Source organism: Arthrobacter sp. Z4-13, from assembly GCF_054792705.1.
Window position 1 is genome coordinate 2,251,871 of the sequence record NZ_CP096459.1, and the last position, 26,815, is coordinate 2,278,685.

At 64.8% G+C, this 26,815-nt stretch carries 25 protein-coding genes, 2 tRNA genes and 1 other RNA gene; 12 read left to right on the plus strand and 16 right to left on the minus strand.

Annotation, left to right across the window (positions count from 1 at the left end; all coding sequences use genetic code 11):
• Positions 1-80 precede the first annotated feature (80 nt).
• From M1E07_RS12155 to M1E07_RS12165, 3 genes are read right to left on the minus strand one after another with little or no spacing between them, the layout of a single operon-like run.
• Positions 81-938 (minus strand): sugar phosphate isomerase/epimerase family protein, encoded by an 858-nt coding sequence (locus M1E07_RS12155; protein WP_461186954.1) that lies wholly within the window; start codon positions 936-938, stop codon positions 81-83.
• Positions 935-2,149 (minus strand): dihydrodipicolinate synthase family protein, encoded by a 1,215-nt coding sequence (locus M1E07_RS12160; RefSeq protein WP_461186955.1) that lies wholly within the window; start codon positions 2,147-2,149, stop codon positions 935-937. Before M1E07_RS12160 ends, M1E07_RS12155 begins: the two co-directional genes overlap by 4 nt.
• Complete coding sequence (locus tag M1E07_RS12165; RefSeq protein WP_461186956.1) at positions 2,149-3,318, minus strand: Gfo/Idh/MocA family protein; 1,170 nt, start codon at positions 3,316-3,318, stop codon at positions 2,149-2,151. Before M1E07_RS12165 ends, M1E07_RS12160 begins: the two co-directional genes overlap by 1 nt.
• A gap of 173 nt (positions 3,319-3,491) precedes the next feature.
• Between M1E07_RS12165 and M1E07_RS12170 the strand changes: the two genes are divergently transcribed.
• The gene (locus tag M1E07_RS12170; protein WP_461186957.1) at positions 3,492-4,616 is read left to right on the plus strand and encodes a LacI family DNA-binding transcriptional regulator; all 1,125 of its coding nucleotides are present in this window, start codon (positions 3,492-3,494) and stop codon (positions 4,614-4,616) included.
• Positions 4,617-4,618: 2 nt separating this feature from the next.
• Positions 4,619-5,368, plus strand: coding sequence for an alpha/beta hydrolase (locus tag M1E07_RS12175; RefSeq protein ID WP_461186958.1), 750 nt, complete (start codon positions 4,619-4,621; stop codon positions 5,366-5,368).
• Positions 5,369-5,447: 79 nt separating this feature from the next.
• Here M1E07_RS12175 and mptB read toward each other — a convergent pair whose 3' ends face one another.
• The gene (gene mptB / locus M1E07_RS12180) at positions 5,448-7,004 is read right to left on the minus strand and encodes a polyprenol phosphomannose-dependent alpha 1,6 mannosyltransferase MptB (RefSeq protein ID WP_461186959.1); all 1,557 of its coding nucleotides are present in this window, start codon (positions 7,002-7,004) and stop codon (positions 5,448-5,450) included.
• Between the two features lie 167 nt (positions 7,005-7,171).
• On the opposite strand from mptB, the gene orn reads away from it, so the two are divergent.
• From orn to def, 3 genes are all read left to right on the plus strand, one after another.
• On the plus strand, positions 7,172-7,801 hold the full coding sequence (orn, locus tag M1E07_RS12185; protein ID WP_461186960.1) for an oligoribonuclease: 630 nt from the start codon (positions 7,172-7,174) through the stop codon (positions 7,799-7,801).
• A 129-nt stretch (positions 7,802-7,930) separates the two neighbouring features.
• Positions 7,931-8,003, plus strand: a tRNA-His gene (locus M1E07_RS12190).
• A 100-nt stretch (positions 8,004-8,103) separates the two neighbouring features.
• Complete coding sequence (gene def, locus M1E07_RS12195; protein ID WP_461186961.1) at positions 8,104-8,676, plus strand: peptide deformylase; 573 nt, start codon at positions 8,104-8,106, stop codon at positions 8,674-8,676.
• Between the two features lie 49 nt (positions 8,677-8,725).
• Here def and M1E07_RS12200 read toward each other — a convergent pair whose 3' ends face one another.
• The 4 genes from M1E07_RS12200 to rnpB form a co-directional block, all read right to left on the minus strand.
• Positions 8,726-9,523 carry an HNH endonuclease family protein gene (locus tag M1E07_RS12200; RefSeq protein WP_461186962.1) on the minus strand — a complete coding sequence of 266 codons (798 nt, stop codon included), beginning with the start codon at positions 9,521-9,523 and terminating at the stop codon, positions 8,726-8,728.
• 109 nt (positions 9,524-9,632) lie between these two features.
• Complete coding sequence (locus M1E07_RS12205) at positions 9,633-9,842, minus strand: hypothetical protein (protein ID WP_461186963.1); 210 nt, start codon at positions 9,840-9,842, stop codon at positions 9,633-9,635.
• A gap of 78 nt (positions 9,843-9,920) precedes the next feature.
• Positions 9,921-11,399 (minus strand): glyceraldehyde-3-phosphate dehydrogenase, encoded by a 1,479-nt coding sequence (locus tag M1E07_RS12210; RefSeq protein WP_461186964.1) that lies wholly within the window; start codon positions 11,397-11,399, stop codon positions 9,921-9,923.
• A 321-nt stretch (positions 11,400-11,720) separates the two neighbouring features.
• An RNA gene (gene rnpB / locus M1E07_RS12215) (RNase P RNA component class A) lies at positions 11,721-12,112 on the minus strand.
• A gap of 56 nt (positions 12,113-12,168) precedes the next feature.
• Between rnpB and M1E07_RS12220 the strand changes: the two genes are divergently transcribed.
• Positions 12,169-12,933: a YaaA family protein gene (locus tag M1E07_RS12220; RefSeq protein ID WP_461186965.1), complete on the plus strand. Its 765-nt coding sequence runs from the start codon at positions 12,169-12,171 to the stop codon at positions 12,931-12,933.
• A 9-nt stretch (positions 12,934-12,942) separates the two neighbouring features.
• On the opposite strand, the gene M1E07_RS12225 is transcribed toward M1E07_RS12220, so the two are convergent.
• Both M1E07_RS12225 and M1E07_RS12230 read right to left on the minus strand, forming a co-directional pair.
• The gene (locus M1E07_RS12225) at positions 12,943-13,680 is read right to left on the minus strand and encodes a zinc ribbon domain-containing protein (protein WP_461186966.1); all 738 of its coding nucleotides are present in this window, start codon (positions 13,678-13,680) and stop codon (positions 12,943-12,945) included.
• A 207-nt stretch (positions 13,681-13,887) separates the two neighbouring features.
• Positions 13,888-14,811, minus strand: a complete 924-nt coding sequence (locus tag M1E07_RS12230; RefSeq protein ID WP_461186967.1) for a Nif3-like dinuclear metal center hexameric protein — start codon at positions 14,809-14,811, stop codon at positions 13,888-13,890.
• 101 nt (positions 14,812-14,912) lie between these two features.
• Here M1E07_RS12230 and msrA point away from each other — a divergent pair, with 101 nt between their 5' ends.
• The 3 genes from msrA to epsC all read left to right on the plus strand — a co-directional run bounded on the left by msrA (position 14,913) and on the right by epsC (position 17,063).
• A complete protein-coding gene (gene msrA, locus M1E07_RS12235; RefSeq protein WP_461186968.1) occupies positions 14,913-15,437 on the plus strand; it encodes a peptide-methionine (S)-S-oxide reductase MsrA in 525 nt (174 codons plus the stop codon).
• 65 nt (positions 15,438-15,502) lie between these two features.
• Positions 15,503-16,438, plus strand: coding sequence for a cysteine synthase A (gene cysK / locus M1E07_RS12240; protein WP_461186969.1), 936 nt, complete (start codon positions 15,503-15,505; stop codon positions 16,436-16,438).
• Positions 16,439-16,478: 40 nt separating this feature from the next.
• On the plus strand, positions 16,479-17,063 hold the full coding sequence (gene epsC / locus M1E07_RS12245) for a serine O-acetyltransferase EpsC (protein ID WP_461186970.1): 585 nt from the start codon (positions 16,479-16,481) through the stop codon (positions 17,061-17,063).
• Positions 17,064-17,150: 87 nt separating this feature from the next.
• Here epsC and gndA read toward each other — a convergent pair whose 3' ends face one another.
• On the minus strand, positions 17,151-18,587 hold the full coding sequence (gene gndA, locus M1E07_RS12250) for an NADP-dependent phosphogluconate dehydrogenase (protein WP_461186971.1): 1,437 nt from the start codon (positions 18,585-18,587) through the stop codon (positions 17,151-17,153).
• A gap of 198 nt (positions 18,588-18,785) precedes the next feature.
• Here gndA and M1E07_RS12255 point away from each other — a divergent pair, with 198 nt between their 5' ends.
• A complete protein-coding gene (locus tag M1E07_RS12255) occupies positions 18,786-19,511 on the plus strand; it encodes a FadR/GntR family transcriptional regulator (protein WP_461186972.1) in 726 nt (241 codons plus the stop codon).
• Positions 19,512-19,735: 224 nt separating this feature from the next.
• Here the strand turns inward: M1E07_RS12255 and M1E07_RS12260 are convergent, their stop codons facing one another.
• The 5 genes from M1E07_RS12260 to M1E07_RS12280 form a co-directional block, all read right to left on the minus strand.
• Entirely contained in the window at positions 19,736-20,014 is a 279-nt protein-coding gene (locus tag M1E07_RS12260; RefSeq protein WP_461186973.1) for a hypothetical protein, read from the minus strand.
• A gap of 115 nt (positions 20,015-20,129) precedes the next feature.
• A tRNA-Val gene (locus M1E07_RS12265) sits at positions 20,130-20,202 on the minus strand.
• A gap of 110 nt (positions 20,203-20,312) precedes the next feature.
• On the minus strand, positions 20,313-21,233 hold the full coding sequence (locus M1E07_RS12270) for an NAD-dependent protein deacetylase (protein WP_461186974.1): 921 nt from the start codon (positions 21,231-21,233) through the stop codon (positions 20,313-20,315).
• A gap of 6 nt (positions 21,234-21,239) precedes the next feature.
• On the minus strand, positions 21,240-21,734 hold the full coding sequence (locus tag M1E07_RS12275; protein WP_461186975.1) for a peroxiredoxin: 495 nt from the start codon (positions 21,732-21,734) through the stop codon (positions 21,240-21,242).
• On the minus strand, positions 21,731-22,150 hold the full coding sequence (locus M1E07_RS12280) for a DUF3052 domain-containing protein (protein ID WP_461186976.1): 420 nt from the start codon (positions 22,148-22,150) through the stop codon (positions 21,731-21,733). Before M1E07_RS12280 ends, M1E07_RS12275 begins: the two co-directional genes overlap by 4 nt.
• A gap of 427 nt (positions 22,151-22,577) precedes the next feature.
• Here M1E07_RS12280 and aceE point away from each other — a divergent pair, with 427 nt between their 5' ends.
• Positions 22,578-25,319, plus strand: a complete 2,742-nt coding sequence (gene aceE, locus M1E07_RS12285; RefSeq protein ID WP_461186977.1) for a pyruvate dehydrogenase (acetyl-transferring), homodimeric type — start codon at positions 22,578-22,580, stop codon at positions 25,317-25,319.
• Positions 25,320-25,539: 220 nt separating this feature from the next.
• Positions 25,540-26,784, plus strand: coding sequence for a PucR family transcriptional regulator (locus M1E07_RS12290; protein WP_461186978.1), 1,245 nt, complete (start codon positions 25,540-25,542; stop codon positions 26,782-26,784).
• The last annotated feature ends 31 nt before the right edge of the window (positions 26,785-26,815 follow it).

Consider the following 26,815-nt stretch of genomic DNA (forward strand, 5'->3'; position numbering starts at 1 on the left):
GCGGTCCGGGTCCTTTCTATATAGCGCGCAGGCTCCTGCCTGATCAGCAAAGGTGGCAGGAGCCCGCGGTCCGGATCAGGTCAGGCGTACGGGAGGACGAGCTCCGCGTAGCGCTCCTTTACTGTGGCAAGGACGGTGTCGCCGTCCGTGTCCCAGATGTCCTGATTGAAGATTTCCACTTCGATGTCACCGGTGTACCCGGCATCCCGCACCCAGGTGCCGATCGTGGCGAAATCCACGACGCCGTCGCCCATGTATCCGCGGGACAGCAGCGGATCAGCCGCGATGGGCATGTTGAAGTCGCAGACCTGGTAGGAGGCGATCCGGTTCTCACGGCCGGCCCGTTCGATTTGTGCCTTCAGCTCGGGGTCCCACCAGACGTGGAACGTATCGACGGCGACGCCCACCGTTGAAGCGTCGAAGGGCGCTGCGAGGTCCAGGGCCTGCCCCAGCGTGGAGATCAGGGCACGGTCCGCCGCGTACATCGGGTGCAGCGGCTCCAGGACCAGGCGGACGCCGTTGTCGGCGGCGAAGGGAACCAGGTCGGCGAGGCGGTCCGCGACGCGCTGGCGCGCCGCCACCACGTCCTTCTCCCCCGGCGCCAATCCGCCCACCACCAGGAACAGTTCCCTGGTGCCCAGCGCCACAGCTTCCAGGATCGCGGCGCGGTTGTCCGCCAGAGCGGCGGCCTGCCCCTCCGGGTCGGCGGCGGTGAGGAATCCACCGCGGCACAGGGAGGAGACGCGCAGGCCGGCGTCCTTGATCAGGCGCGCTGCCTTGTCCAGCCCGGCTTCCTCCACGCGGTCCCGCCAGGGCCCGATGGACGGGATGCCGGCGTTGACGCAGCCCTCAACAACCTGGGCGAGGGTCCATTTCTTGGTGGTGGCACTGTTAATGGCCAGGCGGGAGAAGGTGGACGTTCCTGAATCGATTGTCATACTCCCACCCCGTTGATGCGCAGGTAATCGGACATCCGGAAGGCGGCCAATGCCGGATCCCTCAGCAGGCCGGCCTGGTCTGCCAGTTCGAAGGTCTTGGCAAGGTGGCACACGGACCGGCCGGAGTGCAGGCCGCCCACCATCTGGAAGCCCTGCTGCTTGCCGTTAAGCCAGGACATAAACGCGATGCCTGTCTTGTAGTAGAACGTGGGGGCGCTGAAGATGTGCTTGCCCAGTTCCCGGGTGGAGTCCAGGATTTCGCGTGCCTTGACGGCGTTGCCGGCGTCGTAGTTCTGCAGGGCCACCGAAGCGGCGGGGTAGATGGCCGCGAAGATGCCCAGCAGGGCGTCAGAGTGGTGGCTGCCATCGCCGTCGATCAGTTCCGGGTAGTTGAAGTCGTCGCCGGTGTAAAGGCGGACGCCTTCGGGCAGGGCAGCGCGCAGGGCCACCTCATGGCTGGCGTCGAGCAGGGAGACCTTGACGCCGTCCACCTTGGCCGCGTTGTCCTTGATGAGCCCCAGGAACGTATCGGTAGCAGTCGCGACATCCTCCGAACCCCAGTAGCCGGCGAGCGCCGGATCGAACATGGTGCCCAGCCAGTGCAGGATCACGTGCTGGTCCACTTCCTGCAGCAGGGTGGAGTACACCTTCAGGTAGTCTTCCGGACCGCTGGCAACTTTGGCCAGGGCGCGCGAGGCCATAATGATGACCTTGGGTCCGGCCTCGGTGATGACCGCGATCTGCTCGCGGTATGCCTCGAGGACCGCCTTGATGCCGGCCTCGCCGACAGGCAGGGACTCGATGTCCAGCTGGTCAGTGCCCGCGCCGCAGGACACAAGGTCCCGGACGGACTTGCCGGCGGTGGCTGCATTGTTGGCGGAAACCACGGAGGCGGCCTCAACGCCGGTGCGCTTGATGAGCTGCTGCGTGGCGGCCCAGTCCAGGCCCATGCCGCGCTGGGCGGTATCCATGGCATCGGCAACACCGAGGCCGTAGGACCACAGTTCATGGCGGTAGGCCATGGTGGCTTCCCAGTCGAGCCGGGCCGGCGCGCCGGGGGTGTTGTCTGCTAGGACCTCGGGGATGACATGGGCTGCTGCATAGGCGCGGCGGGCTGTCAGCGGGGCGGTGGGACGGGCCCAGGACGTAGCGCCCTGGAGCCGGTATTCCCTGGTGCCGCCGTCGTGGGAGGGAAGGATAAGAGAGGTCATTAGAGCGTGATCTCCGGGATGTCGATGGTACGGCGTTCGTCGTTGGACTGCAGCCCGAGCTCGGCGAGCTGGACGCCGCGGGCGGCGGACAGCAGGCCGAAGCGGTGCTCGCGGCCGGCAACGACGTCGCGGAGGAACTCTTCCCACTGCAGCTTGAAGCCGTTGTCCAGCTCAGCGTTGGCCGGAACTTCCTGCCACTGGTCGCGGAAGGATTCCGTGACGGGCAGGTCCGGGTTCCAGACCGGCTTCGGGGTGTGCGCACGCTGCTGGGCAACGCACTTGTTCAGGCCGGCGACAGCGGAACCATGCGTACCGTCGATCTGGAATTCCACCAGCTCATCGCGGTAGACGCGGACAGCCCAGGAGGAGTTGATCTGGCCGATGACCTGCTCGCCCGCCGGGGTTTCAAGTTCGAAGATGCCGTAGGAGGCGTCATCGGCCGTGGCCTTGTATTCCTTGCCGGCCTCGTCCCACCGTGCGGGGATGTGCGTAGCGGTCTTGGCATTGACGCTCTTGACCTTGCCGATGATGCCCTCAAGGACGTAGTTCCAGTGGCAGAACATGTCCGTGGTCATTCCACCGCCGTCTTCCTTGCGGTAGTTCCATGAGGGGCGCTGGGCAGCCTGGACGTCGCCTTCGAAGACCCAGTAGCCGAATTCACCGCGGATGGAGAGGATGCGGCCAAAGAAGCCTTCATCCACGAGGCGGCGGAGCTTGACCAGGCCGGGCAGGTACAGCTTGTCGTGGACGACGCCCGCGGTGACGCCGGATTCCTTGCCGATGCGGGCCAGTTCGATGGCTTCCTCGAGGGTTTCGGCTGTGGGCTTTTCGGTGAAGATGTGCTTGCCGGCGAGCATGGCCTTTTTCAGGGTGGCTGCGCGGAGGCTGGTCATGGAGGCGTCGAAAACGATGTCGACGGTGGGATCGTTGATCACGGCATCCAGGTCGGTGCTCCACTCGGAGACCTTATGCTTTTCGGCCAGTTCGCGGATCTTGGCTTCGTTGCGGCCCACCAGGATGGGCTCTACCTGGACACGGGTGCCGTCTTCCAGGGTGAAGCCGCCGGCGTCCCGGATGGGAAGGATGGAGCGCAGCAGGTGCTGGCGGTAACCCATCCGGCCGGTGATGCCGTTCATGGCGATGCGGATCGTCTTTGTTTCGAAGCCCATGTGTCCTCCACGGTGAGTGAGCAGTTTTACTCTGGCTGAATTGGGAAAGCGCATTCCCACTACGTCAATGATGCACCCGGCCGGACATATTGGCAAGCGCTTTCCGGAAGGGTCTTAAAACTGCCATAATGTGAGCACACTTACTGTTCCTTTGAAGCCCACCAGGAGTTGCTGTGGCTGCAAGTACCCTTACCGAGGTGGCACGGCTGGCCGGAGTGTCCCCGGCCACCGCCTCGCGTGTCCTCAACGGCTCCGCGCGGAAGCCCGGCCATGACATCGCGGACAGGGTCCGACAGGCCGCCGACTCGCTGGGATACATTCCGAACGCCCAGGCCCAGGGCCTTGCAAAGTCCAGTTCAGGGCTGATCGGCCTGATTGTCCACGACATCGCAGACCCCTATTTCGCCGCCATTGCCAGGGGCGTGCAGGAAGCGGCCCGGGAGCAGCGCAGGATGGTGCTGCTGGCCACCACTGGCGGGGCTCCATCAGAGGAAAAGGAAGCCGTTGCTGCGTTCGCCGCGCGCCGGGCCGATTCAATTGTGATTGCCGGATCCCGCTCTGCCCAGCCAGAGAACCAGGACGGCAACGCTGAACTGGCCGCCGAACTGGACAGGTACTGCCGCAACGGCGGCCGGGTAGCAGTAGTGGGCCACCCGGTGGTGGGTGCGGAGGCACCGGAGGGCTACTACGTGGTGGCCGTGCCGAACCAGGAGCTCGCCGCGGCGTTGGCGGGCAAGCTCGCTTCGGGCTGGGACGGCGACTTTGTGATCATCGGCGGACCCGAGGGGCTTTTTACTTCCGATGACCGCATCCGCGGCTTCCAGGAGGGCCTCGCCGCCGCCGGGCGTGAACCTGCAGACATCAGGCGCACCACGTTCAACCGTGCCGGCGGCTACGAGGCCGGCCTCAAGCTTGCCGCCCTGATCAAGGCACGCCAGGCGGCGACCGCGGACGGGCCCGGGGACAGGAAGCTGTGCATCTTTGCCGTCAACGACGTGATGGCCATCGGTGCCGCAGCAGCACTTCGTTCAGAGGGACTGCGCATTCCGCGCGACGCCATCATTGCCGGCTTTGATGACATCGAAACACTCCGTGACTTCCGCCCGGCGCTCTCCACAGTCCGCCTCCCGCTCGAAGAGATCGGGCGCCTTGCCACCCGTGCAACAGCTCCAGGAACCGCCGCCGTCGAGGGAGGGCCGGACGGCGCAGGCGCAGAAAATGCAGGGCCCGACGGCGGAGGGCCACGTCCGATCACCGGCGAAGTGACGCTTCGGCGCAGCACCGAGACGGCGGCCTGACCGTGGCGCCCCGCCTGACAGCTGTCCCCTCCCGTACCGGCGCGACCGGGAACCGGCCCGCCATCCTGGTCCTCCCCGGCGGTGGATACGCACGGCAGGCTGATCATGAGGCGGAGCCTGTCGCCGAATGGCTCGCCGGGCTGGGCATTCACGCTTTTGTCCTGCGATATCGCGTTGCCCCGGACCGGCACCCCGCACCGCTCGAGGATGCAAAGCAGGCCATGCTCCACATCCGTGGCGGTGCGCACGGCCTCGCAGTTGACCACGGACGGGTGGGGGTCCTGGGATTCTCCGCAGGCGGACACCTTGCCGCAACGCTTTCCACTGCGGTGGCCACCGGGAGCGCTAATCTCGACGTCCCGCAGGCAGTCCCCAACCTCACCGTGCTGTGCTACCCGGTGGTTTCCTGCACGGAGGAGGTGCACCAGGGCTCGGTGGACAACCTGCTGGGGGACGCGCCGCCGTCGGACATCCTGGCGGAACTGTCAGCGGAACAGCAGGTCACCGCCGAAACGCCGCCGGCGTTCCTATGGCACACGGCCGACGACGCTGCCGTGCCGGTGAGCCACAGCCTTGGCTACGCAGGGGCGCTGCTCAGTGCCGGCGTGCCCGCTGAGCTGCATGTTTTTCCCCACGGTCGCCACGGGCTGGGCCTTGCCGTGGGCGAGCGCGGGCCCGATCAGTGGAGCTCGCTGTGTGCCGACTGGCTGGGCCGCGCGGGCTGGACCAGCCCATCACCCAACGCCTTCTGAAAGAGCTCCTCCGCAGCGTGATCGAACCGAACCTTGCCGATCCCGGGTTCTTCATCAGGAAAGCGATCGGCTGGCCTGGCTAAATGACAGGCCGTTCAACCACAGGTTCGGGGCTCTTCCGGAAGAGGCTCCTCGTGCGGGGATCCCAGAAAATAAGGTAGAGGCCAAACAGCAGGCCGGTAACGGCAGCGGCCACCCGCGCCAGGGCGAGCGCCAAGCCAAGGTCCGCAGTCTGCAGGTACGGGAAGACCTCCAGCTGGTCGGAAATGGCGTAAATCATAAAAAACGAGACCACGAAGTAGAGTGCCTTGACCTGCCAGTCGTTCCGGATGCCGGTCACGGCAAACAGCGGAATGAGCCACACCACATACCAGGACTGGATCATGGGCGCCAGCAGGACAATCGCCGCGAACGCAAGGGTAAGCCGGCGGATCAGCCGGTCGTACTCACCCCTGAAGATCAGCCAGGCGGCGATGCCCACCGCCAGCAGCTTCCCGCCGTCGAACACCCAACCGGCGAGGACTAAGCCGTCCAGCCCGAACGAGTTGGCCAGTGAGGCGACCACCAGTCCGATCAGCCCCACTGGCGCGTACCAGATAAAGATGCTGCCCGGGGCCGAGAGCCCGTTGATCCAGCCGAAGCCAAAACCGTTGACCAGGCTCATGAGAACCAAAAGCCCCAGGCTCAGGGCGGCCGTCAGGCCCCAATAAGAAAACTTGCGCAACCAGCCCGCGTTCTTCCCGGCCCACAACAGACCGATGAAGGGCAGGAAAACAATGGTGATGGGTTTGACGGCGATCGAAAGCGTCACCAGGACGATGCCCCGGACAACGCGGCGCGTCGCTGAGTAGTACAGTCCGGCCAGCGCCAGCCCGATCATGAGGGCGTCGTTGTGGACACTGGCGATGAAATTGGTCAGGAAAAGGGGGTTGGCCGCCGTGAGCCACAGCGCCCGGTTGGGGTTGACCCCGTGCAGTTCGGCAAGTTTGGGCACATAGATCACGCAGAGGACCACCCCGGCAAGCGCCACCAGCCGGAACAGCATCACGCTGGTTTCGGGCTGGACGTTGGTGGCCCACACGATGAACTGCTCGATCCACAGGAACAACTGTCCGTAGGGAACGGGCGCCTCGGTCCACATCTTGTCCGCGCCCAGCTGGAAGTAGTTGGACAACGCCGAGATGCCGTTCTCGTACGGGTTGAAGCCCTCCACCATCAGGCGGCCCTGGCCGATGTACGCGTAGACGTCGCGGCTGAACAGCGGCACGCTGAACATCATGGGCAGCCCCCACGCGACCACGGCCATCAGGGTCGCCTTGCGGGATTCTTCTCCCCAGACACGGACACGCTGGCCCAGCCGGAGCCAGGCGCGGACCAGGAGCATCCCGCCTACGGCCAGCAAAACGATTGATAGGGCCACGCCGGCTGCTTCCGCACGCATCCAGATGAACAGCGGCATCCGCCGGAGTTCCGAGACCGGGGCCAGCCAGCCCACGCCCAGGGATCCGACCAGCATAAACATCGAGCCCGCGAATCCGGCCAGGAGCGGTGAGCGGGGATTGTCGACTTCGGCACCCACTGCTGCAGCAGTGTCCGCGGCCGCCAGTTCCCCGGCTGCAGGCACAGGCGCCGTCATCTCAGGATCGTCCAATCTCTTGGTCTGCGCTCTTGGGTTTGCGCGGTTCTGCCCGGCGGGCTCAATGGCCGGCCCAGGCTGGTTACAACTGCGGCAACGTGTCCCGCCGCGTATCCGAAATCCTAGCACCGGCGGGCAGCCGGAAGGTGTAACGGTAGGCTGGTCCGGTGCCTATATCTAACGAACGAATCGTCTGGATCGACTGCGAAATGACCGGCCTGGACATCAAGAATGACGCTTTGATCGAGGTGGCCGCCCTGGTCACGGACTCCGAACTGAACATCCTCGGCGACGGGGTGGACGTAGTGATCAAACCCGATGACGCCGCCCTGGCCCAGATGAACGACTTTGTCCGGGACATGCACACCAAGTCGGGGCTGCTCAAGGAACTCCCCCACGGCACCACCATGGCCGAAGCAGAGGCAGCAGTTATGGAGTACATCGAAAAATGGGTACCGGATCCGCGCAAGGCACCCCTGGGAGGCAACTCGGTAGGCACCGACCGTGTGTTCCTTTCGCGCGACATGCCGTCCGTGGTGGAACACCTGCACTACCGCGTGATCGATGTGAGCACCATCAAGGAGCTTTCGCGCCGCTGGTTCGCCAGGGCCTACTTCCAGTCGCCGGCAAAGAAGGGCGGCCACCGCGCCCTGGGAGACATCAAGGATTCCATCGATGAGCTCCGCTACTACCGTGAAGCTGTCTTTGTGCCGACGCCAGGACCCGACAGTGCCACAGCCCAGCAGATCGCAAAGCGCATCACTGCAGCTGCCGATGCCAAACAGCCTGAAGTGTAATCTGCGCCACGTTTGCGGGAAATATCAGAGAAATCGCCGAAAGTGGACAAAGCACCCCTCGGGAGCAGGTAAGCTATTTGAGTTGCCTTTCCAGGGAGCCGGTTCGCCGGTAAAGCTGCAGGGCACATGGTGGGCTTAGCTCAGTTGGCAGAGCGCCTGGTTGTGGTCCAGGAGGTCGCGGGTTCAACCCCCGTAGCTCACCCTCACAGGATGGTACTGACAGCCATCCAGCAAGGAGGCCGCACCGGATATCCGGTGCGGCCTCCTTTCTTTTGCACAAGATACCGCCGAAGGACCGTGAGATGACTGTTCTGCCAATCACCATCTGGGGAGAGCCCGTGCTGCACCGCAGGGCAACCGAGGTGGAAGTGTTCGACGACGAATTGCGGACCCTTATTGCGGACATGTTCGAAACGAACGATGCAGCCAACGGCGTGGGCCTTGCAGCCCCGCAGGTTGGCGTGGGCAAGCGGATTTTCGTCTACAAGTACGCCAACGACGACGGCGCTCCGCCCACCGGCGTGCTGGTCAACCCGGTCCTTACCCTGTCAAAAATCTCCGGGGCGGTTCCCGACCCCGATGAGGAAGAGGAAGGTTGCCTGTCCTTCCCCAGCGGGCAGTACCCGCTCAAGCGCGCAGAGTGGGCCCGGGTGGAGGGCTTTGACGGCCATGGCCAGCCTGTCAAGTTCGAGGCGACGGGTTGGTTCGCCCGCGTACTGCAGCACGAGTACGACCACCTTGACGGCAAGCTCTACGTCAACCGGCTGATGGACCGCTACGCGCGCAAGGCCATGAAGCAGGCCAAAAAGAACGGCTGGGGCGTTCCCGGGCTGACCTGGATGCCGGGCGTGGACCCGGACCCCTTCGGCCACTAGGTCCGACGGCGGCACGACGCCTGGCTGCCTCCACGCGGCGCGTGCGGGGTCAGTTGGCTGAAATAGTCTGCTGGTCCGGACAGGATCCGAGGACGCGCTTCATGGCGTCCTTTTCCGCCTCAGTAACCCACAGGCCGTAGGCTGCCTTGACGGAAATCTGGCGCGACACGTAGTGGCAACGGATCGACTTGTTCCTGGGGAGCCAGGTGGCGGCGTCGCCGGCGCTCTTCTGCTGGTTGGCCGGACCGTCCGCAGCGATGAGGTTCAGCGGATCGTTGGCGAGGCTTTGACGCTCCCCAGCCGTCAGGCCCTGGGCGCCCTTCTGCCACGCGTCTGCCAATGGAACCACATGGTCTATTTGAACGGCGCGGCTGCTTTCGGAGCCCCGGCGGAAGTCCACATACTGTCCCAGGTAGGGTTCCTGGAAGGAGCCGGCTGCCACCCGGCACTTCGAGCCTTTCATAAACACCACGGCCGTAAGGTCGCGGCGGAGGATGTCGTTGCGGGTATCACAGCCGTTGCGGTCCACGTCCTGCCAGGCCTGTCCGAAGGCCTCGCGGCTGTAGTTGTCCTTGGCGGCCCGCCCCTTCACGGTAAGCCCGTCCAGAGCGGAGAGTGCCGTTCCTGCAGGCACGGGATGCACCGGCGCAACGGGCTTCATCCAGGCAGGGTCAAAAACGGGAGCTTCCGTGGGCCCGGACGCGGCGGGCTCCGCTACGGCAAACTGGCCGGCGGTAAAAAACCAGCACAATGCTCCCAGGGCCGAGACGGCAGCAACTGCCAGGAGTGCCCACGCCTGCCGGGACCGGCGGCGGGCCCGTCGATAGGCGGACCAGCTCACGGTCATGGGGTTCCTGCCCTTCCGGTATCGTCATGCACCAGAAGAGCCTAGGACACCTGCCGGCCGTCCCGGCCGATATCCACAGTGTGGAGGGCGGGTGAAAGGCAGCGGGGAGCTATTGCTCCCGCATCACGCGCCGGAGGTCCTCCTCGGCGATGGCCAGGAGTCCCTCAAGCTGCCGCACCCGGTCCTCGCCGACGTCGCCCGCCTGGTAACCGGCCCGGGCGCCGTCAAGCAGCCGGCCGGCCTCTTTGTGGTTGGCCTTTGCCACGTCCAGGGCGTGTTCCAGGGTGGTTTCGTGCTGGAGCGTCGAATCTTTATCCATGGCACAAGTGTGGTCCCGTTTCCCGGCTGATTCCAGAGGAATCAGCCGGGAAATCCGGATGGCGCCGGGGTGGTGGGATCAGACGGAAATTGCGGCCAGGGCGGCGGCCGTTTCCTTGGCCGGGAAGGACGGCGGGTTCACGCCGGCCATTTCCTCCATGACGCGTACCACCTGGCAGCTGTAACCGAACTCGTTGTCGTACCAGACGTAGAGCACCAGGTTCTTTTCGTTGGAGATGGTGGCGAGGCCGTCAACGATGCCCGCACGGCGGGAGCCGACGAAGTCGGTGGAGACCACCTCGGGTGAGTCGATGTAGTCGATCTGCTTGCGCATGTCCGAGTGCAGCGACATCTCCCGCAGGTATTCGTTGACCTCGTCCTTGGTGGTTCCGTTTTCCAGGCTCAGGTTCAGGATGGCCAGGGAAACGTCGGGGGTGGGGACGCGGATGGAGCTGCCGGTGAGCTTGCCCAGCAGTTCCGGCAGGGCCTTTGCCACGGCCTTGGCGGCACCGGTTTCGGTGATCACCATGTTCAGCGCCGCCGAACGGCCACGGCGGTCACCCTTGTGGAAGTTGTCGATCAGGTTCTGGTCGTTGGTGAAGGAGTGGACCGTCTCGACGTGGCCGTGGACTACGCCGAACTTGTCGTTGATGGCTTTGAGGACCGGCGTGATGGCGTTGGTGGTGCAGGAGGCCGCGGACACGATCTGGTCGGTGTCCTCGATGGTGCGGTGGTTGATGCCGTGGACAATGTTCTTCAACTCGCCCTTGCCCGGGGCTGTCAGCAGCACCCGTGCCACACCCTTGCTCTGCAGGTGCTGGGACAGGCCTTCGGCGTCGCGCCAGCGGCCGGTGTTGTCCACCACCAAAGCGTTGCTGATGCCGTAGGCGGTGTAGTCGATGGTGGCGGGGTTGTCCGAGTAGATGACCTGCACCTGGACACCGTTGGCCGTGATGGTGTTGGCGGCCTCGTCAACCCGGATGGTGCCCTCGAAGGAACCGTGCACCGAGTCGCGGCGCAGCAGGCTGGCACGCTTGGACAGGTCGTTGTCCGAGCCCCTGCGCACAACGATCGCACGCAGCCGCAGGCCGTGGCCGCCGCCTGCCTTTTCAATCAGGAGGCGGGCCAGGAGCCGGCCGATGCGGCCAAAGCCGTACAGCACGACGTCGGTGCTGGTCCGGTCGTCACCGCCGCGCTTGCCCACGATCTCGGCAAGTTCCTCGCGAAGGAACTCCTCCAGGCTCGCGTCGCCACCCTCTTCCTTGAACTTCTGGTTCAGCCGGGCGATGTCGATTGCTGCCGCGCCGAGCTCCAGCCCGGCGAGGGTGTTCAGGAGCGGAGCGGTTTCCTCCAGCCGCAGCTCGTCCTTGCTCATCCGGCGCGCGAAGCGGTGCGCCTTGAGGATGTTCATGGTGGACTTGTTGATCAGGCTCCGGCCGTGGATGCTGGTCACCACGTTGTTTTCGCGGTACAGCCGGCCGATCACCGGAATCATGGCCTCGGCGAGGGCCTCCCGGCCCATCCACGTATCAAGACAAGAATCTGACGTCTGGCTCACAGAAATACCTTCCTCGGTTCAGCCGCGTACGTCCTCGTACGCGAATGTCGGCCACCTGATGATGTCCAGGGGCGCCGGCACCTGCGGGATTTGGCCCCCAGGCGCCTGGATGTGTGCAAAAGAAAACCGCCGGTTGCGAACGCAACTCCGGCGGAAGAACTCCTGCGTCCGTTATCCATTCTAAATTGGCTGACTGCTGTGGGGATGCTCGAGTCGCGTGAAATCACTCACACAGCAGTGTCGCACCCGGTCCATCAGTACCAGCGGCAGGGTCCAGCAGGCCCAAGGCGCCCAAGGCGCCCAAGGTCAAACCGGCTTAAGTGGATGGGTTGACCGATACGCCGGGTTCTGTGTTCCCGCGCCGTTGCCGGCACGGGAGTAGCGGCCATCCATCTACGAACGCCGTTGCCGGCGCCCTCCAGCGGCCTACCCGGACACTCGGGCGGGCAGCCCTCAAACGTGCCCTGTCTGGCCTTGCTCCGGGTGGGGTTTACCTAGCCTTCCCGGTCACCCGGGAAGCTGGTGGTCTCTTACACCACCGTTTCACCCTTACCTGGTTCGTGCCGCTTTCAAACCGGCGCGACCCAGGCGGTCTGTTTTCTGTGGCACTGGCCTGCGGGTTACCCCGAGTGGGCGTTACCCACCACCCTGCCCTGCGGAGCCCGGACGTTCCTCGAGCCACTTGCGTGACGCGCGGCCGCCTGGTCAACCCATCCGGGTCCAGTCTACCGGCGCCGTGCAGCTTTCCCTCCGCCGGTAGGATCGGACGGTGCTGATTCTGCTTCCCCCCTCTGAAGGCAAGACACCCGCGGTCCGTGGATCCGCCGTCGACTGGCCTTCGCTGAGCTTCCCGCAGCTGAACCCCTGCCGGGCCAAGGTGCTGGATGCGCTGGGTACGGTGAGCGCGCACGAGGACGCCCTCGCGTTGCTGGGGGTCGGGGCATCGCTGAAGGACGACGTCGACCGCAACACCCGGCTCCACGCTGAACCTGCCGCTCCGGCGCACCAAATCTACTCAGGGGTGCTTTACGACGCCCTGGGCTACAAAACACTGACCGCCGGCCAGCGCCGCAAGGCAGACGAGTCGGTACTCGTCATTTCGGCACTATGGGGCGCCATCCGCTTCGGCGACAATGTGCCTGCCTACCGGCTGTCCATGGGAACTGCACTGCCCGACGTCGGACGCCTGACCTCATTTTGGAAACCCCAGCTCTCTGACGCGCTGGCGGAAGCCGCTTCCGGGCATTTGCTGGTGGATTGCCGGTCAAGTACCTACACGGCAGCGTGGGCTCCCCCGGCGGCCCAAACCGTTGCCGTCAACGTCTTTACTGAGGTCAACGGGGTCCGGAAGGTAGTCAGCCACTTTGCGAAGCACACCCGCGGTGAGCTGGCGCGGCACCTCCTCGTGCGGCGCGGCAAGGCGCCGGAGACGCCCGCCCAGCTGCTCAAGGCAAGCCGCGAAAAGTGGGAAGCCGAGCTCGTGGAGGGTTCGGAGCGAAAGCCGCACGCGTTGAACATCCTCCTGCCGGGCTAATTGCCGCCCCTAGACCCACTCTTCCGAGCGAACCAGGATGGCGCCGGAGTCGGGGCAGAACACGATGTCGTCGGCGGCAGCTGCCTTGATTTCCGCGAGGTCGCCCGGGCTCAGCTTCATTCCCGAGGCCTCGGACGTACCGTGGAACAGCCGGGCAGCGCCCACCCCACGCTTGGCCAGGGTCTTTTCGTACACGGCCAGCATCCCGGCGTCGAGTGCGGCGGCGAATTCGGCGCGCCGGGCGCGGAGTCCGCCGGCTTCCGCCTCAACTTGGGCCAGGGCTGCATCCAGCTCTGCCCGGATGCTGCCGAAGGATCCCTGGATGTCGTCCACGATCCCCTGCTGTTTTGCCTGCCGGGCCCGGAGCAAGTCGAGCCGCTCCAGCACCTCGAGCTCCACGTCCTCCAGGTCCGAGCGCCGCTTGTTCAGGGAAGCAATGTCCTTCTGCAGAGCAACGAGATCCTTGGACAGGCCCGTCCCGCTGTTGAGCTTTGCCTCATCCCGTTCGATGCGCGAGGCCACCTGCTCCACGTCTGCCTCGGCGCGCTTCAGTTCTGCCTCGGCATCGTGCACAGCCACCTTCGCGGAGCCCAGCTCGCCGTTCGCGACGGACAGGGCAGCTTCGAGGTCCTTGATCCTGGGATCGTTCTCCAGTGCGCGGCGGCGGTTGGCGAGTGACTTTAGCCTGGCGTCCAGCCCCTGCAGCTCAAGCAACTTCAACTGTTCCGCCGGTGCTGCCTTCGCCACTGTTACCTCCGCTTGATCCATTCCGGCCGGAGCCGGGCACCTGAACGGCGCTTCCTAGACTCTAGCGCCTGGCCTGCTCCCCTGCCTCGCTGCGTCCCCACCGGCTCCCAAACCTCGCTGCGCTCGGCGTGGGTCCCTCGCCGGTGTGGGCCCTGCAACGGACCAAACCCCGCTGCGGGTCCGGCGGCGGACTTCGCACACCCGGGCTTAGCCCGGAGTCAGGATGAAGTCCCACGGATCGCTGTTGGTGGTGCTGACCTGGATTTCGACGTCGTGGCCCTGGTCAGCCAGGACGTTGCCCAGCGCTGCGGCTGCTGCCGGCAGCCACAGCCACTCGCTGGCGAAGTGAGATACGTCCACCAGGTAGGGCCGGCCGTTCAGGGCTGCCTCCCGTGCCTCGGACGCCGGGTGGTGGCGCAGGTCAGCGGTCACGTAGACGTCAGCGTTGCTGGCACGCACCTCATTGAACAGTGAATCCCCGGCGCCGCCGCAGACGGCAATCCGCCGTACCAGGCCATCCTTGTCGCCGGAGACCCGGACTCCCCCGGCAACGGAGGGCAGGATACCGAAGACACGCCCTGCAAAATCACCGAGCGTCATGGCCTCTGCCAGGTCGCCTACGCGCCCGATCCCCTCTTCCGGAAGGCCGTTGGCTGCCACGGTCAGGGGGGCGACGTCCTGCAGTCCCAGAGCGTCGGCAAGTACATCGGACACGCCCCCGACGGCGGAATCACCGTTGGTGTGCACGGTCAGGAGGGCGGTGCCGGATTCAATAAGCCGGTGAACGGCCCGGCCCTTGGGGGTGGTGGCAGCGACAGTGGTGACGCCCTTCAGGAGCAGCGGATGATGGGTGATCAGTAGCTCTGCGCCCCACTCCACCGCCTCCTCAATGACCTCAAGCGTGGGATCCACGGCAAACATCACACGGGTAACCGGAGCGGAGGGGTGCCCTGCCACCAGGCCAACCTCGTCCCAGTTTTCGGCCAGGGACTCAGGCCACAGTTCCTCAACTGCCAGGAGCAGGTCAGCCAGGGTGGGAGCCTCGGGCTGGCCGGCCGCGGCCTCCTCGCCGGCGGGGGCATCGCCGTCGTGATTCTCCTGGCCGGTAACGTCAGTGTCCACAGGTTCCATAGTCTTAGTTTTACCCCATCACGACGCCGGGACCCCACGTTTGAAGCGGCGCCGCAAACTGGCCCGGGAATCATCCCGTGCCGCGAACCATTGAAGAGGTCATGAAAACTTTTGTTTTGGGCGGAGGCTGCTTCTGGTGCCTCGACGCCGTCTACCAGAAGACCAAGGGTGTCACCACGGTGGTGTCCGGCTACACCGGCGGCCACGATCCCCACCCCGACTACTACTCGGTCTGCAACGGCACCACCGGCCATGCGGAGGTGGTGGCGGTGACGTTCGACGAGGACGTGATTCCGGCGGAGGTCATCCTGGACATGTTCTTCGCCCTGCACGATCCCACAACGCCCAACCGGCAGGGATACGACGTGGGCACGCAGTACCGCTCGTCCATGTTCTACGAGACCACCGAAGAGAAAATCCTGTTTGAGGAAGCCATCGACCGGAACCAGGCTTTGTGGGCGAACCCCATCGTCACCGAGGTCAGCCGGCTCCCCCGGTTCTACGTTGCCGAGGAATTCCACCAGAACTACTACGCCAAGCATCCCGAGCAAGGGTATTGCCAGGTGATCATCAACCCCAAGCTCGCCAAGGCCAGGAAATATTACTCTGCATGGCTTAACGCTTAGCGGGTGTTACGTGGCCTCGTTAGGCTGACCTCAGTATTCACCCCTGACGAGATAGGCGTATGTACATGGCACGGATCTATGACGATGTAACACAGCTGGTAGGCGGCACGCCGCTGGTCAGGCTCAACCGGCTCAGCGAGGGGCTGGATGCCACCGTCGCCGTAAAGCTTGAGTTCTACAACCCGGCCAACAGCGTCAAGGACCGCATCGGTGTGGCCATCGTTGATGCAGCGGAGAAGTCCGGTGCCCTGAAGCCCGGCGGAACCATCGTGGAAGGCACCTCCGGCAACACCGGCATCGCCCTGGCCATGGTGGGCGCTGCCCGCGGCTACAAGGTCATCCTGACCATGCCGGAGACCATGTCCACCGAGCGCCGGGTCATGCTGCGCGCTTTTGGTGCCGAAATTGTCCTGACGCCAGGCTCCGAGGGCATGCGCGGCGCCGTCGAGAAGGCCCAGGAAATTGTGGCCAACACCGAGAACTCCATCTGGGCCCAGCAGTTCGCCAACGAGGCCAACCCGGAGGTCCACCGCAACACCACGGCCGAGGAGATCTGGGCTGACACCGAAGGCGCCGTGGACATCTTCGTCGCCGGCGTCGGCACCGGCGGAACCGTCACCGGCGTCGGGCAGGTCCTGAAGGAACGCAAGCCCGGCGTCCAGATCGTGGCTGTGGAGCCCAAGGACTCCGCGATCCTCAACGGCGGCGCTCCCGGCCCGCACAAGATCCAGGGCATCGGCGCAAACTTCGTTCCCGAAATCCTGGACACCAATGTCTACGACGAGGTCCTGGACGCCACCCTCGAAGACTCGGTCCGCGTAGCCCGCGAGCTTGGTGTCAAGGAAGGCATCCTGGGCGGCATTTCCTCCGGCGCCATCGTATGGGGAGCCCTGGAACTGGCCAAGCGCCCGGAGAATGCCGGCAAGCTGATCGTTGCCGTGGTGTGCGACTTCGGCGAGCGTTACATCTCCACGGTCCTCTATGACGACATCCGCGGCTAACCAGAACCGCTCTCCGCCCGTTTCCTGTAGAAAGAACTTTGTGGGCTTTTTTGCAAGACTGAAGGAAGACCTCGACGCCGCCCGGTCCCACGACCCGGCGGCTCGAGGTTCTTTTGAGAACTTTTTCGCATACTCCGGACTGCATGCCATCTGGGTACACCGGCTGACGCACCGCATGTGGCAGAACCCTGCCCTGCGGTTCCCGGCGCGGCTGCTTTCCCAGTTGGGCCGGTCCTGGACCGGCATCGAAATCCACCCGGGTGCCACGATCGGCCGCAGGTTTTTTATTGATCACGGCATGGGGGTGGTCATCGGTGAGACCGCCGAGATCGGGGAGGACGTGATGATTTACCACGGCGTCACGCTCGGCGGCCGCTCCCTGGCAAGGATCAAACGGCACCCCACCATCGGCGACCGGGTGACCATCGGCGCGGGCGCCAAGGTCCTGGGACCGATCACCATCGGCCGGGACAGTGCCGTGGGCGCCAACGCCGTGGTGGTCAAGGACGCACCACCGGAATCGATCGTTACCGGGGTTCCCGCCAAGTGGCGCCACCGGGACGCGCAGCGGGAAACCAAGCCGGCCGTGGATCCGGCTGAATACGATATCGAATACCGGATCTGACGCCGCTGAAGGGTTACTAGCCGGACAAGCGGAAGGCCGGCAGTTCCAAGTGGAACTGCCGGCCTTCCGCTTACCTGATTGTGGCTTCTAGTGGGTATCCACTGCCTCGATCTCGGACTTGTCCTCGCCCCAGAGGGTGTGGAAAGTGCCCTCCGCGTCGACACGGCCGTAAGTGTGGGCGCCGAAGAGGTCACGCTGGCCCTGGATCAGGGCTGCAGCGACGCGCTTGCGGCGCAGGCCGTCGTAGTAGGCCAGCGAGGAGGAGAACACCGGCACCGGGATACCCAGCTGGACAGCGGTGGCCACCACGCGGCGCCAGGCCGGAACAGCTTCGGCGATGGCCGCGGTGAAGGCGGGCGCGAACAGCAGGTTGGCGGGCTTCTCATCCGCGGCGTAGGCCTTGGTGATGTCCTTGAGCAACTCGGCGCGGATGATGCAGCCGGCGCGCCACAGCGAAGCGATCTCGTCCAGCTTCAGGTCCCAGCCGTATTCCTTGGCTGCGGACGTGAGCATGTCCAGGCCCTGGGCGTAGGAGACCAGCTTGGAGGCATAGAGTGCCTGCCGGACATCCTCGACGAAGGTCTCCGGGATTTCAACCGAAGCCTCGTTGCCGGCCAGGAGCTCCTGGCCCAGCTTGCGCTGGCCCGCCTGGGAAGACAGGGCACGGGCAAACACGGATTCTGCGATTCCGGAGACCGGGGAGCCAAGTTCCAGTGCGGAGATGACCGTCCAGCGGCCGGTGCCCTTCTGGCCGGCGGCGTCAACTACGACGTCGACGAACGGCTTGCCGGTCTTGGCGTCAACGTGGCCCAGGACCTCTGCCGAGATTTCGATCAGGAAGGAGGAGAGCTCGCCCTTGTTCCACTCGGAGAAGATCTTGGACTGCTCTGCCGGCTCGATGCCTGCACCGGAGCGCAGCAGGTCGAAGGCTTCGCCGATGACCTGCATGTCGGCGTATTCGATGCCGTTGTGGACCATCTTCACGAAGTGGCCGGCGCCGTCGGTTCCCACCCACGCGCAGCACGGTTCGCCGTCGACCTTGGCGGAGATTTTTTCCAGCAGTGGACCGAGGGCCTTGTACGATTCCCTGGAACCGCCGGGCATGATGGAGGGGCCGTTCAGGGCGCCTTCTTCACCGCCGGAGACGCCGACGCCTACGAAGTGAAGGTCCTTCTTGGCCAGCGCGGCCTCACGGCGGCGGGTGTCCTCATAGTGGGAGTTGCCGGCGTCGATGATAATGTCGCCGGCTTCCAGCAGCGGTTCCAGCTGCTCGATGACGGAGTCAACCGGCTTGCCGGCCTTCACCATGATGAGGACGCGGCGGGGCTTCTCCAGGGAGTCCACCAGTTCCTGGAGGGTTTCAGTCCGGACAAAGTCGCCGTCCGTGCCGTGCTTTTCGAGCAGCGCGTCGGTCTTTTCCACAGACCTGTTGTGCAGTGCGACCGTAAAGCCGTTCCGAGCGAGGTTGCGGGCCAGATTGGCACCCATCACCGCGAGGCCGGTGACACCGATGTGTGCAGACATCAAAACTCCAATTCATACTGTGCGTTGGATGTGCAGTGGCTCCCTTTGCCCGGAAGCACGCCTTGCAGACCAAGGGTCTGAATAAAGCATATATATTCAACGGGTCACAGGAAAGTAACGCCCACCTAGTGGAACCTTTTGTGTCGACCATCGAGAACGAAAGGCCGACGGACGCAGGCCCGCACTAGGCTTAGCTGCATGACCACCAGCCTGCATCACCGTGCCATCGAGAATCTTGGCACCCGAATCGTCGCAGGCAACCTGCCCGCCGGCCACGTGATGCTGGCGGAACAGCTGGAGGATGAGCTGAAGGTGTCCCGGTCTGTCATCCGCGAGGCCGTCCGCGTGCTGCAGTCCCTGGGCCTGGTGGAAACCACCAAGCGGGTGGGCATCCGGGTCCTGCCGGCCAGCCGCTGGAACCCTTTTGACCCGCAGGTCATCAGGTGGCGCCTGGCAAGCGACGCGCGTGGCGCGCAGCTGCGCTCCCTTGCCGAGCTGCGTGCCGCCGTCGAACCTGCGGCAGCGGAGCTGGCCGCCGAGAACGCCCCCGCGCCGTTGCGGCTGGAACTCGTGGACGTCGCCTATGCGATGCGCGACGCCGGACAGAGCGGCGAGGTGCCCCGCTTCCTGGAGTTGGACATCCAGTTCCATTCCCTGCTGCTGTCCGGCTCGGGCAATGAGATGTTTGCCAACCTGATGGGGCAGGTGGCCGAGACTCTTACCGGACGCACTGTTCACGGCCTGATGCCGGACCACCCCCACGAGGGTGCCCTGCAGTGGCACGTGGACCTGGCGGAGGCCATCGCCAGGGGTGACGCCCCCGCAGCCCGTGACGCCTCGGACCGGATCATGCGCCGGACCATGTCCCGGATGTCGGACACCTGGACCGAGCAGCCGCGCGTATTTATTCCGGTGCGCCACTGAACGGAAAGCCAGGCCAGGCCAGGCCGGGAAGTCCAGCAGGAGCTTCCGGTTCAGTCGCCGGAACCGTCGCGACCCAGGGCCGAGACGCGCTGGGGACCAACTTTCATGTTTTCGGAAGTTCACGGTATATTCATCTCAGGCCCTCCACCGCGGCATCCCCCAATAGTCGCGGTGGAGGGTTTTCCAATGCCCCGCAGCAGCCCCCTGGCCAGGGAAGGCCGCGATCAGGCGGCGTCCGCGACTGCTTCGCGCAGGCGCCACCCGCCGCCCACCCCGTCCCTCTCCAGCAGCATGGTGGTGAGGGCAGAACCGCTGTTGCCCCCCAGCCTCACCTGTACCTGCAGGACTTCCACGTCCACCCGGCTGAGGCCCCTCGGCATCCTCCGGTTGAATTCCCACCAGTTGACCCGCTCAAACCACCGGACTGGTTCGGCACCCACTGTCCATTTCCTGCCGTTGCTCACAACCGCCGTCGGCATGCCGTTGATTCCCGTTTGCACCATCACGTGTTCCATTCCTGAAAACTACGGCGGGGCCCTGACATTCCGCCCCCGCATGCAGGACAACGAAAAAACCCTGCCGTTTCCGCCTTGAGGCGGAAACAGCAGGGTTTCCTTGTGGGTCCTACCGGGATCGAACCGATGACATCCACGGTGTAAACGTGGCGCTCTACCAGCTGAGCTAAAGACCCAAACGCGCTGAATCCGGCGCTCCAGCGCCGCAACCAACGAACATAGACTCTACCGGACGACTGCCGGGAAACGCGAATCGGCGCCGCAACCGTCCCCCATGGGGGTCCTCCTACAGGGGTGGGAGCTCAGCGGCCAGCCAGGTGAGGGCTTCACTGACTCCGGCCTCCAGCTTTATCGTTGCTTTGTCATCACCGCGCGTCTGCCCCCGGTTGATGATGATCACCGGTTTCCCGTCCTTGGCAGCATGCCTGACGAAGCGCAGGCCGCTCATCACGGTCAGTGACGATCCCGCCACAACCAGCCCATCGGCGTCGTCCACCATCGCGTACGAGCGTTCAACGCGCTCTTTGGGGACGTTCTCTCCGAAGTACACGAAATCGGGCTTCAGCGTACCGCCGCACGCAGGGCAGACAGCAACCACGAAGCTGCTGATCAGCACCTGGTCTTCAACGGTGGCGTCCGCGTCCGGCGCCATTTCCACCAGGCCTGTGTCCGCTGCCCGGGACAGGAAGTCCGGGTTCAGTTCCTCCAGCACTCCCGCCAGCAGGCGCCTGGAATAGGTACGGCGGCAGTCCAGGCACACCACCTGGTCATACCTGCCATGCAGGTCAACAACGTTGACACTGCCGGCGTCCTCGTGCAGGCGGTCAACGTTCTGGGTGATCAAGCCGGTAAGGTAACCCCGCCGCTCAAGCTCGGCGGAAGCATGATGGCCCTGGTTGGGATCAGCGTGGCGGAGGTGGGACCAGCCAATGTGGTTCCGGGCCCAATAGCGCTGACGGTTGGCTGCGTCCTTTATAAACTCCTGGTATGTCATGGGAGAACGCGGGGTGGACTCCGGCCCGCGGTAGTCCGGGATACCCGAATCGGTACTGAGTCCGGCGCCCGTCAGCAGGGCAAAGCGCTTGCCGGCAAGAACGTCCCGGATCCGGAGCAGGACGTCGAGTTCCTTCGGAGAGGGACGCGCTGCAGCCACCGGCGGCATGCTGGCGAAGCCTGTAAGGCCCACACCCGCCCGCCGCTGTTCCATGGGCCGTCAGGCCCGCCCGAGGCCGGCCAAAGCCGCGCGGTATTCCTGGAGGTCCCGGGCCTGGCCGCGGGGGTTCACCACTGAGTACCGGACATTTCCGCCGGCATCGATGATGAATGTGCCACGATTTGCCATGCCGCTGTCCGCATCGAAGACGCCGTAGGCAGTGGCTACGGCACCGTGCGGCCAGAAGTCAGCCAGCAGGTCAAAGCCGTACCCTTCCTGGGCAGCGTACGCGCGCAGGCTGAACTTGCTGTCAACAGACACAGCCAGGACCGTTGCATTGGCATCCTCGAACATCGCCAGGTTGTCCCGTATCTCGCACAGTTCCCCGGTGCAGATGCCGGAAAAAGCGAAGGGATAGAACACCAGGACCACGTTCTGGCCGCGGAATGAGGACAGCCGAACCGGTTCGCCGAACTGGTTGGCGAGTTCGAAGTCAGGTGCCGGTCCGCCCACAGCAGGCACAGCTTGAGTGGCAGCGTCAAGCGCTGCCGTCACTTGTTTTTCCTGCTCACCAGCCGGGCTGCGCTCCAGTCCTTGGACACGCCGGCCGATGTTGTGACGTGCAGGCCGGCCGTCGGTGCAGCTTCCTGGATGTCAGCCGGTGACACATACCCGGCCCTTCCGGACTTCGGAGTCAGGATCCAGACAACGCCGGTTTCGCTGAGGGTGGTCAGCGAATCCATCAAGCTGTCCACCAGGTCGCCGTCGCCGTCGCGCCACCAAAGGATAACGGCATCCGCCACCTCATGGTCGTCCTCATCCAGCAGTTCTGAACCCGTGAAGTCTTCAATGTCGTCACGTAAGTCGAAATCGACGTCGTCGTCGTAACCGAACTCCTGAATCAGATCCCCGTTCTTGAAACCCAATTTTTCCGCCACATTTACCGAAGTGGCGGCGTCGGCCTCGCTCACGTGTTCCTCCAATGCCTCGCACATACAATGCGCATAGTGATTTCCATTACTCCCAAGCCAACACCCTTTGTGCCTGCGCTTCAAGCTGACGCCCCCGCTATGGCGCATATTCTGCGTCACACCTGATGAGGCCAGCCCGCCGCGCAGCGGCTTTTCGTCACACAACCAGTATGACGGCGAAATACAACAGAGCCGCCCAAGCCGCGGCTACGCATCGTCATCCTGACAGAGTTAGAGTGGCAGGTGACAACTATGCCTGCGGGGCAACAACCCTGTAACTCCAATGCAGACGTAGCAATGCTAGGACCCTGCCCGGCACACATGACCGGGCTGTTGTAACCGATACGTCGCACACGGCGTATATACGCCGGGCGGTCACCCTGCCCGGCCTGAGTGCGCCATCAATGCGCGCAAAGAGAGGTTGGACGTGGCTGCAGGAGAAGATACCTCCCATATCCTCAGCGGGTTGACTAACCAGCTGCCTGATCGTGATCCGGAAGAGACCGCCGAGTGGGTTGAGTCCCTGGATTCGTTGATCAGGGAACAGGGCACCGAGCGTGCCCAATACATCATGCGGAGCCTGCTGCAGCGTGCCGGTGCGCAGAGCGTCGGGGTGCCGATGGTGACCACCACCGATTACGTGAACACCATCCCGGTGGACCAGGAAGCTGCGTTCCCTGGCAACGAGGAGTTCGAGCGCCGGTACCGGGCGTACATGCGCTGGAACGCCGCGGTGATGGTGCACCGGTCCCAGCGGCCGAACATCGGCGTGGGCGGGCACATCTCCACCTACGCCGGCGCCGCGACCCTGTACGAGGTGGGCTTCAACCACTTCTTCCGCGGCAAGGACCACCCCGGCGGCGGGGACCAGGTCTTCTTCCAGGGCCACGCCTCCCCCGGCATGTACGCCCGGGCCTTCATGGAAGGCCGGCTCGCCGAGGAGGACCTGGACGGGTTCCGGCAGGAAAAGTCCCGGCAGGGCCACGCCCTGTCCTCCTACCCGCACCCGCGCCTGATGCCGGACTTCTGGGAATTCCCCACCGTGTCCATGGGCATCGGGCCGATGAACGCGATCTACCAGGCCCAGTCCAACCGGTACCTGCACAACCGGGGCCTGAAAGACACCTCGGACCAGCAGGTCTGGGCGTTCCTGGGCGACGGCGAAATGGACGAGCCCGAATCCCGCGGCCTGCTCCAGCTCGCCGCGAACGAGAACCTGGACAACCTGAACTTCGTCATCAACTGCAACCTCCAGCGCCTGGACGGACCGGTCCGCGGCAACGGCAAGATCATGCAGGAACTCGAAGCGTTCTTCCGCGGCGCGGGCTGGAACGTGATCAAGGTCGTCTGGGGCCGGGAATGGGATGACCTGCTCACCCGCGACACCGACGGGTCACTGGTGAAGATCATGAACGAAACCCCCGACGGGGACTACCAGACCTACAAGGCCGAATCCGGCGGGTTCGTCCGCGAACACTTCTTCGGCAAGGACCCCCGGACCAAGGACCTCGTCGCGGACCTGTCCGATGACCAGATCTGGAACCTCAAACGCGGCGGCCACGACTACCGCAAGGTCTACGCCGCGTACAAGGCAGCCACCGAATTCAAGGGCAAACCCACCGTCATCCTCGCCAAAACCGTCAAGGGCTACGGACTCGGACCACACTTCGAGGGCCGCAACGCGACCCACCAGATGAAGAAACTCACCCTGGACGACCTGAAGAAGTTCCGCGACCACCTGCGGATCCCCATCACGGACGAGCAGCTCGAAAAAGACCCGTACCAGCCCCCGTACTACCACCCCGGCACGGACGCCCCGGAAATCCAGTACATGATGGAACGCCGCGCCGCCCTGGGCGGGTCGGTCCCGGAGCGCCGGTCCAAGCACGCCGAGATCACCTTGCCGGACCCCAAGTCCTACGAGGTGGCCAAGCGCGGTTCCGGCAAGCAGCAGGCCGCCACCACCATGGCCTTCGTCCGTTTGCTCAAGGACCTGATGCGGGACAAGGAGTTCGGCAAGCACATCGCCCCGATCATCCCGGATGAGGCACGCACCTTCGGCATGGACGCGTTCTTCCCCACCGCGAAGATCTACAACCCCAAGGGCCAGAACTACCTCTCCGTGGACCGGGACCTCGTCCTGGCCTACAAGGAATCCCCCGCGGGCCAGCTGATCCACCCCGGCATCAACGAAGCCGGCGCCGTCGCGGCATTCACCGCCGCCGGAACCGCCTACGCCACCCACGGCGTGCCCCTGGTCCCGGTCTACGTCTTCTACTCCATGTTCGGCTTCCAGCGCACCGGCGACGCCTTCTGGGCAGCAGCCGACCAAATGACCCGCGGCTTCATCATCGGCGCCACCGCAGGACGGACCACCCTCACCGGCGAAGGCCTCCAGCACGCCGACGGCCACTCCCCCCTGCTCGCCTCCACCAACCCCGCAGTGGTCACCTACGACCCCGCCTACGGCTACGAAATGGGCCACATCATCCGCGACGGCATTGAGCGGATGTACGGGCCGGACTCGGAAGACCGGAACCTCATGTACTACCTGACGGTCTACAACGAGCCCATCTCCCAGCCCGCCGAACCGGAAGAACTGGATGTGGAGGGCGTCCTCAAGGGCATCTACCTGCTCGCCCCTGCAAAGATCGACGGTCCCCGGACCCAGGTCCTCGCGTCCGGTGTCTCCGTGCCCTGGGCGCTCGAGGCCCAGCAGCTCCTGGCCGATGACTGGGGCGTCTCCGCCGACGTCTGGTCCGTCACGTCCTGGAACGAACTGCGCCGCGACGGCATGGCCGCTGAAGAGGAAGCCTTCCTCAACCCGGGACAGCCCGCGCGCGTCCCGTTCGTGACCCGGCAGCTCGAAGGAGCCACCGGACCCGTCGTGGCTGTGTCCGACTACATGAAGGCCGTACCGGACCAGATCCGCCAGTTCGTGCCCAACGAGTTCGCCACCCTCGGTGCGGACGGCTTCGGCTTCTCGGACACCCGCGCCGCAGCGCGCCGCTTCTTCAAGAACGACATCCACTCCATCGTGGTGCGTTCACTGGAGATGCTGGCCCGCCGCGGTGAGGTTGACGCCCAGGCACCGATGAAGGCGATTGACAAGTACCGGCTGCACAACGTCAATGCCGGTTCCACCGGCAACGCCGGAGGCGAGTCCTGACACCCTCCCTTTGAGTTTTTGGAACAGCTGCAAGATTTACGAGCCCCGGATGTCGCCGTAGCTGTCTAAAAACCCAGGCAAGCAACAACGACGGCGGCCCCACCGAAAGGCGGGGCCGCCGTCGTCCGTTTACAGCACGAACCGGGTGTGACGCACAACCAACGGGATTGTAGCCTTTGCACAAATGGAGCTTGCCGGTCAGTGGCCGTATGCTCAAAGAATGCCAGCACCAGCTACCCCGTCCGCCAAGCGCAAACCGTCCACGCCGAGGGTCACGCCGGAGAAGTCCGAAACCCTTAAGCAGCTGCGGGCAAACGTGGGCCAGCTTTCCACCACCACCATGCGGGAGCTGGAAAAATCCCTGCCCTGGTACGGCCGGCTCAGCTCGGACGAACGGTCCGCCCTTGGCATGGTGGCCCAGAACGGCATCGCGGCGTTCGTGACGTGGTATGAACGCCCAAGTTCCCCGTCCTGGATCCTCACCGACGTCTTCGGTACGGCCCCAACGGAATTGACCCGGTCCATCAGCCTGCAGAAAGCGCTGCAGCTGATCCGGATCGTGGTGGAGGTGGTGGAGGAGCAGGTTCCGGTCATTGCTCCGGAGGCTGACCAGCCTTCCCTTCGCGAGGCCGTACTCCGCTATTCGCGCGAAGTGGCGTTCGCCGCGGCCGACGTTTATGCACGCGCCGCCGAATCCCGCGGGTCCTGGGACACCCGGCTGGAAGCGCTGATCGTCGATGCCATCCTTCGCGGCGAAAATACTGACGCCCTGCGCTCGAGGATCGCGGCCTTGGGCTGGAAGGCCCAGGAACGGTTCACCGTTATGGTGGGCAACTCCCCCTCCGAACCAAGCGCCAGCTATGTCAGCGAACTCCGGCGGATGGCGGGCCGCTATGCGGAGGATGCCCTCGTGGGCATCCAGGGCGACCGTCTGATCCTGATCCTGGGCGGCGTTTCAGACCGGGAAACCGCCTATGTGAAGCTCAGCGACATGTTTGCGCCCGGCCCCGTGGTGTACGGGCCCGAAGCCGGCTCCCTGCTGGAGGCCAGCGGCTCGGCACAGTCCGCCTTCGCCGGCCTGACGGCAGCCCGGGCCTGGCCTTCCGCGCCACGGCCCGTCGCCGCCGACGACCTGCTTCCCGAGCGGGTGATCTCAGGCGACGACGCCGCCCGCCGATCGCTGGTCAAAAACATCTACCGCCCGCTCCTGGCAGCGTCCAACGGGCTGGTGGAAACCCTTGGAACCTACCTGGAACTGGGCCATTCCCTTGAGGCCACAGCCCGCGAACTCTTCGTCCACGCCAACACCGTCAGGTACCGGCTGAAGCGGGTTTGCGACGTCACGGGCTGGGATCCGCTCCTCCCGAGGGAGGCGTTTGTCCTCCAGGCAGCGCTTGTGGTGGGCCGCCTCTCCGCCCCGCCGAAAGCGGCAGTTGAGCGTCAACCGTCACGGACGCAGCCCTGAGGCGTTGTAGACTTCCTACAACCTGACCCCG

Coding starts and splice junctions, on each gene's coding strand:
- M1E07_RS12155 (WP_461186954.1), bottom strand. CDS start 938: ATGACAATCGATTCAGGAACGTCCACCTTCTCCCGCCTGGCCATTAAC.
- M1E07_RS12160 (WP_461186955.1), bottom strand. CDS start 2,149: ATGACCTCTCTTATCCTTCCCTCCCACGACGGCGGCACCAGGGAATAC.
- M1E07_RS12165 (WP_461186956.1), bottom strand. CDS start 3,318: ATGGGCTTCGAAACAAAGACGATCCGCATCGCCATGAACGGCATCACC.
- mptB (WP_461186959.1), bottom strand. CDS start 7,004: ATGACGGCGCCTGTGCCTGCAGCCGGGGAACTGGCGGCCGCGGACACT.
- def (WP_461186961.1), top strand. CDS start 8,104: ATGACTGTTCTGCCAATCACCATCTGGGGAGAGCCCGTGCTGCACCGC.
- M1E07_RS12200 (WP_461186962.1), bottom strand. CDS start 9,523: ATGACCGTGAGCTGGTCCGCCTATCGACGGGCCCGCCGCCGGTCCCGG.
- M1E07_RS12205 (WP_461186963.1), bottom strand. CDS start 9,842: ATGGATAAAGATTCGACGCTCCAGCACGAAACCACCCTGGAACACGCC.
- M1E07_RS12230 (WP_461186967.1), bottom strand. CDS start 14,811: ATGGAACCTGTGGACACTGACGTTACCGGCCAGGAGAATCACGACGGC.
- msrA (WP_461186968.1), top strand. CDS start 14,913: ATGAAAACTTTTGTTTTGGGCGGAGGCTGCTTCTGGTGCCTCGACGCC.
- cysK (WP_461186969.1), top strand. CDS start 15,503: ATGGCACGGATCTATGACGATGTAACACAGCTGGTAGGCGGCACGCCG.
- gndA (WP_461186971.1), bottom strand. CDS start 18,587: ATGTCTGCACACATCGGTGTCACCGGCCTCGCGGTGATGGGTGCCAAT.
- M1E07_RS12255 (WP_461186972.1), top strand. CDS start 18,786: ATGACCACCAGCCTGCATCACCGTGCCATCGAGAATCTTGGCACCCGA.
- M1E07_RS12260 (WP_461186973.1), bottom strand. CDS start 20,014: ATGGTGCAAACGGGAATCAACGGCATGCCGACGGCGGTTGTGAGCAAC.
- M1E07_RS12270 (WP_461186974.1), bottom strand. CDS start 21,233: ATGGAACAGCGGCGGGCGGGTGTGGGCCTTACAGGCTTCGCCAGCATG.
- M1E07_RS12290 (WP_461186978.1), top strand. CDS start 25,540: ATGCCAGCACCAGCTACCCCGTCCGCCAAGCGCAAACCGTCCACGCCG.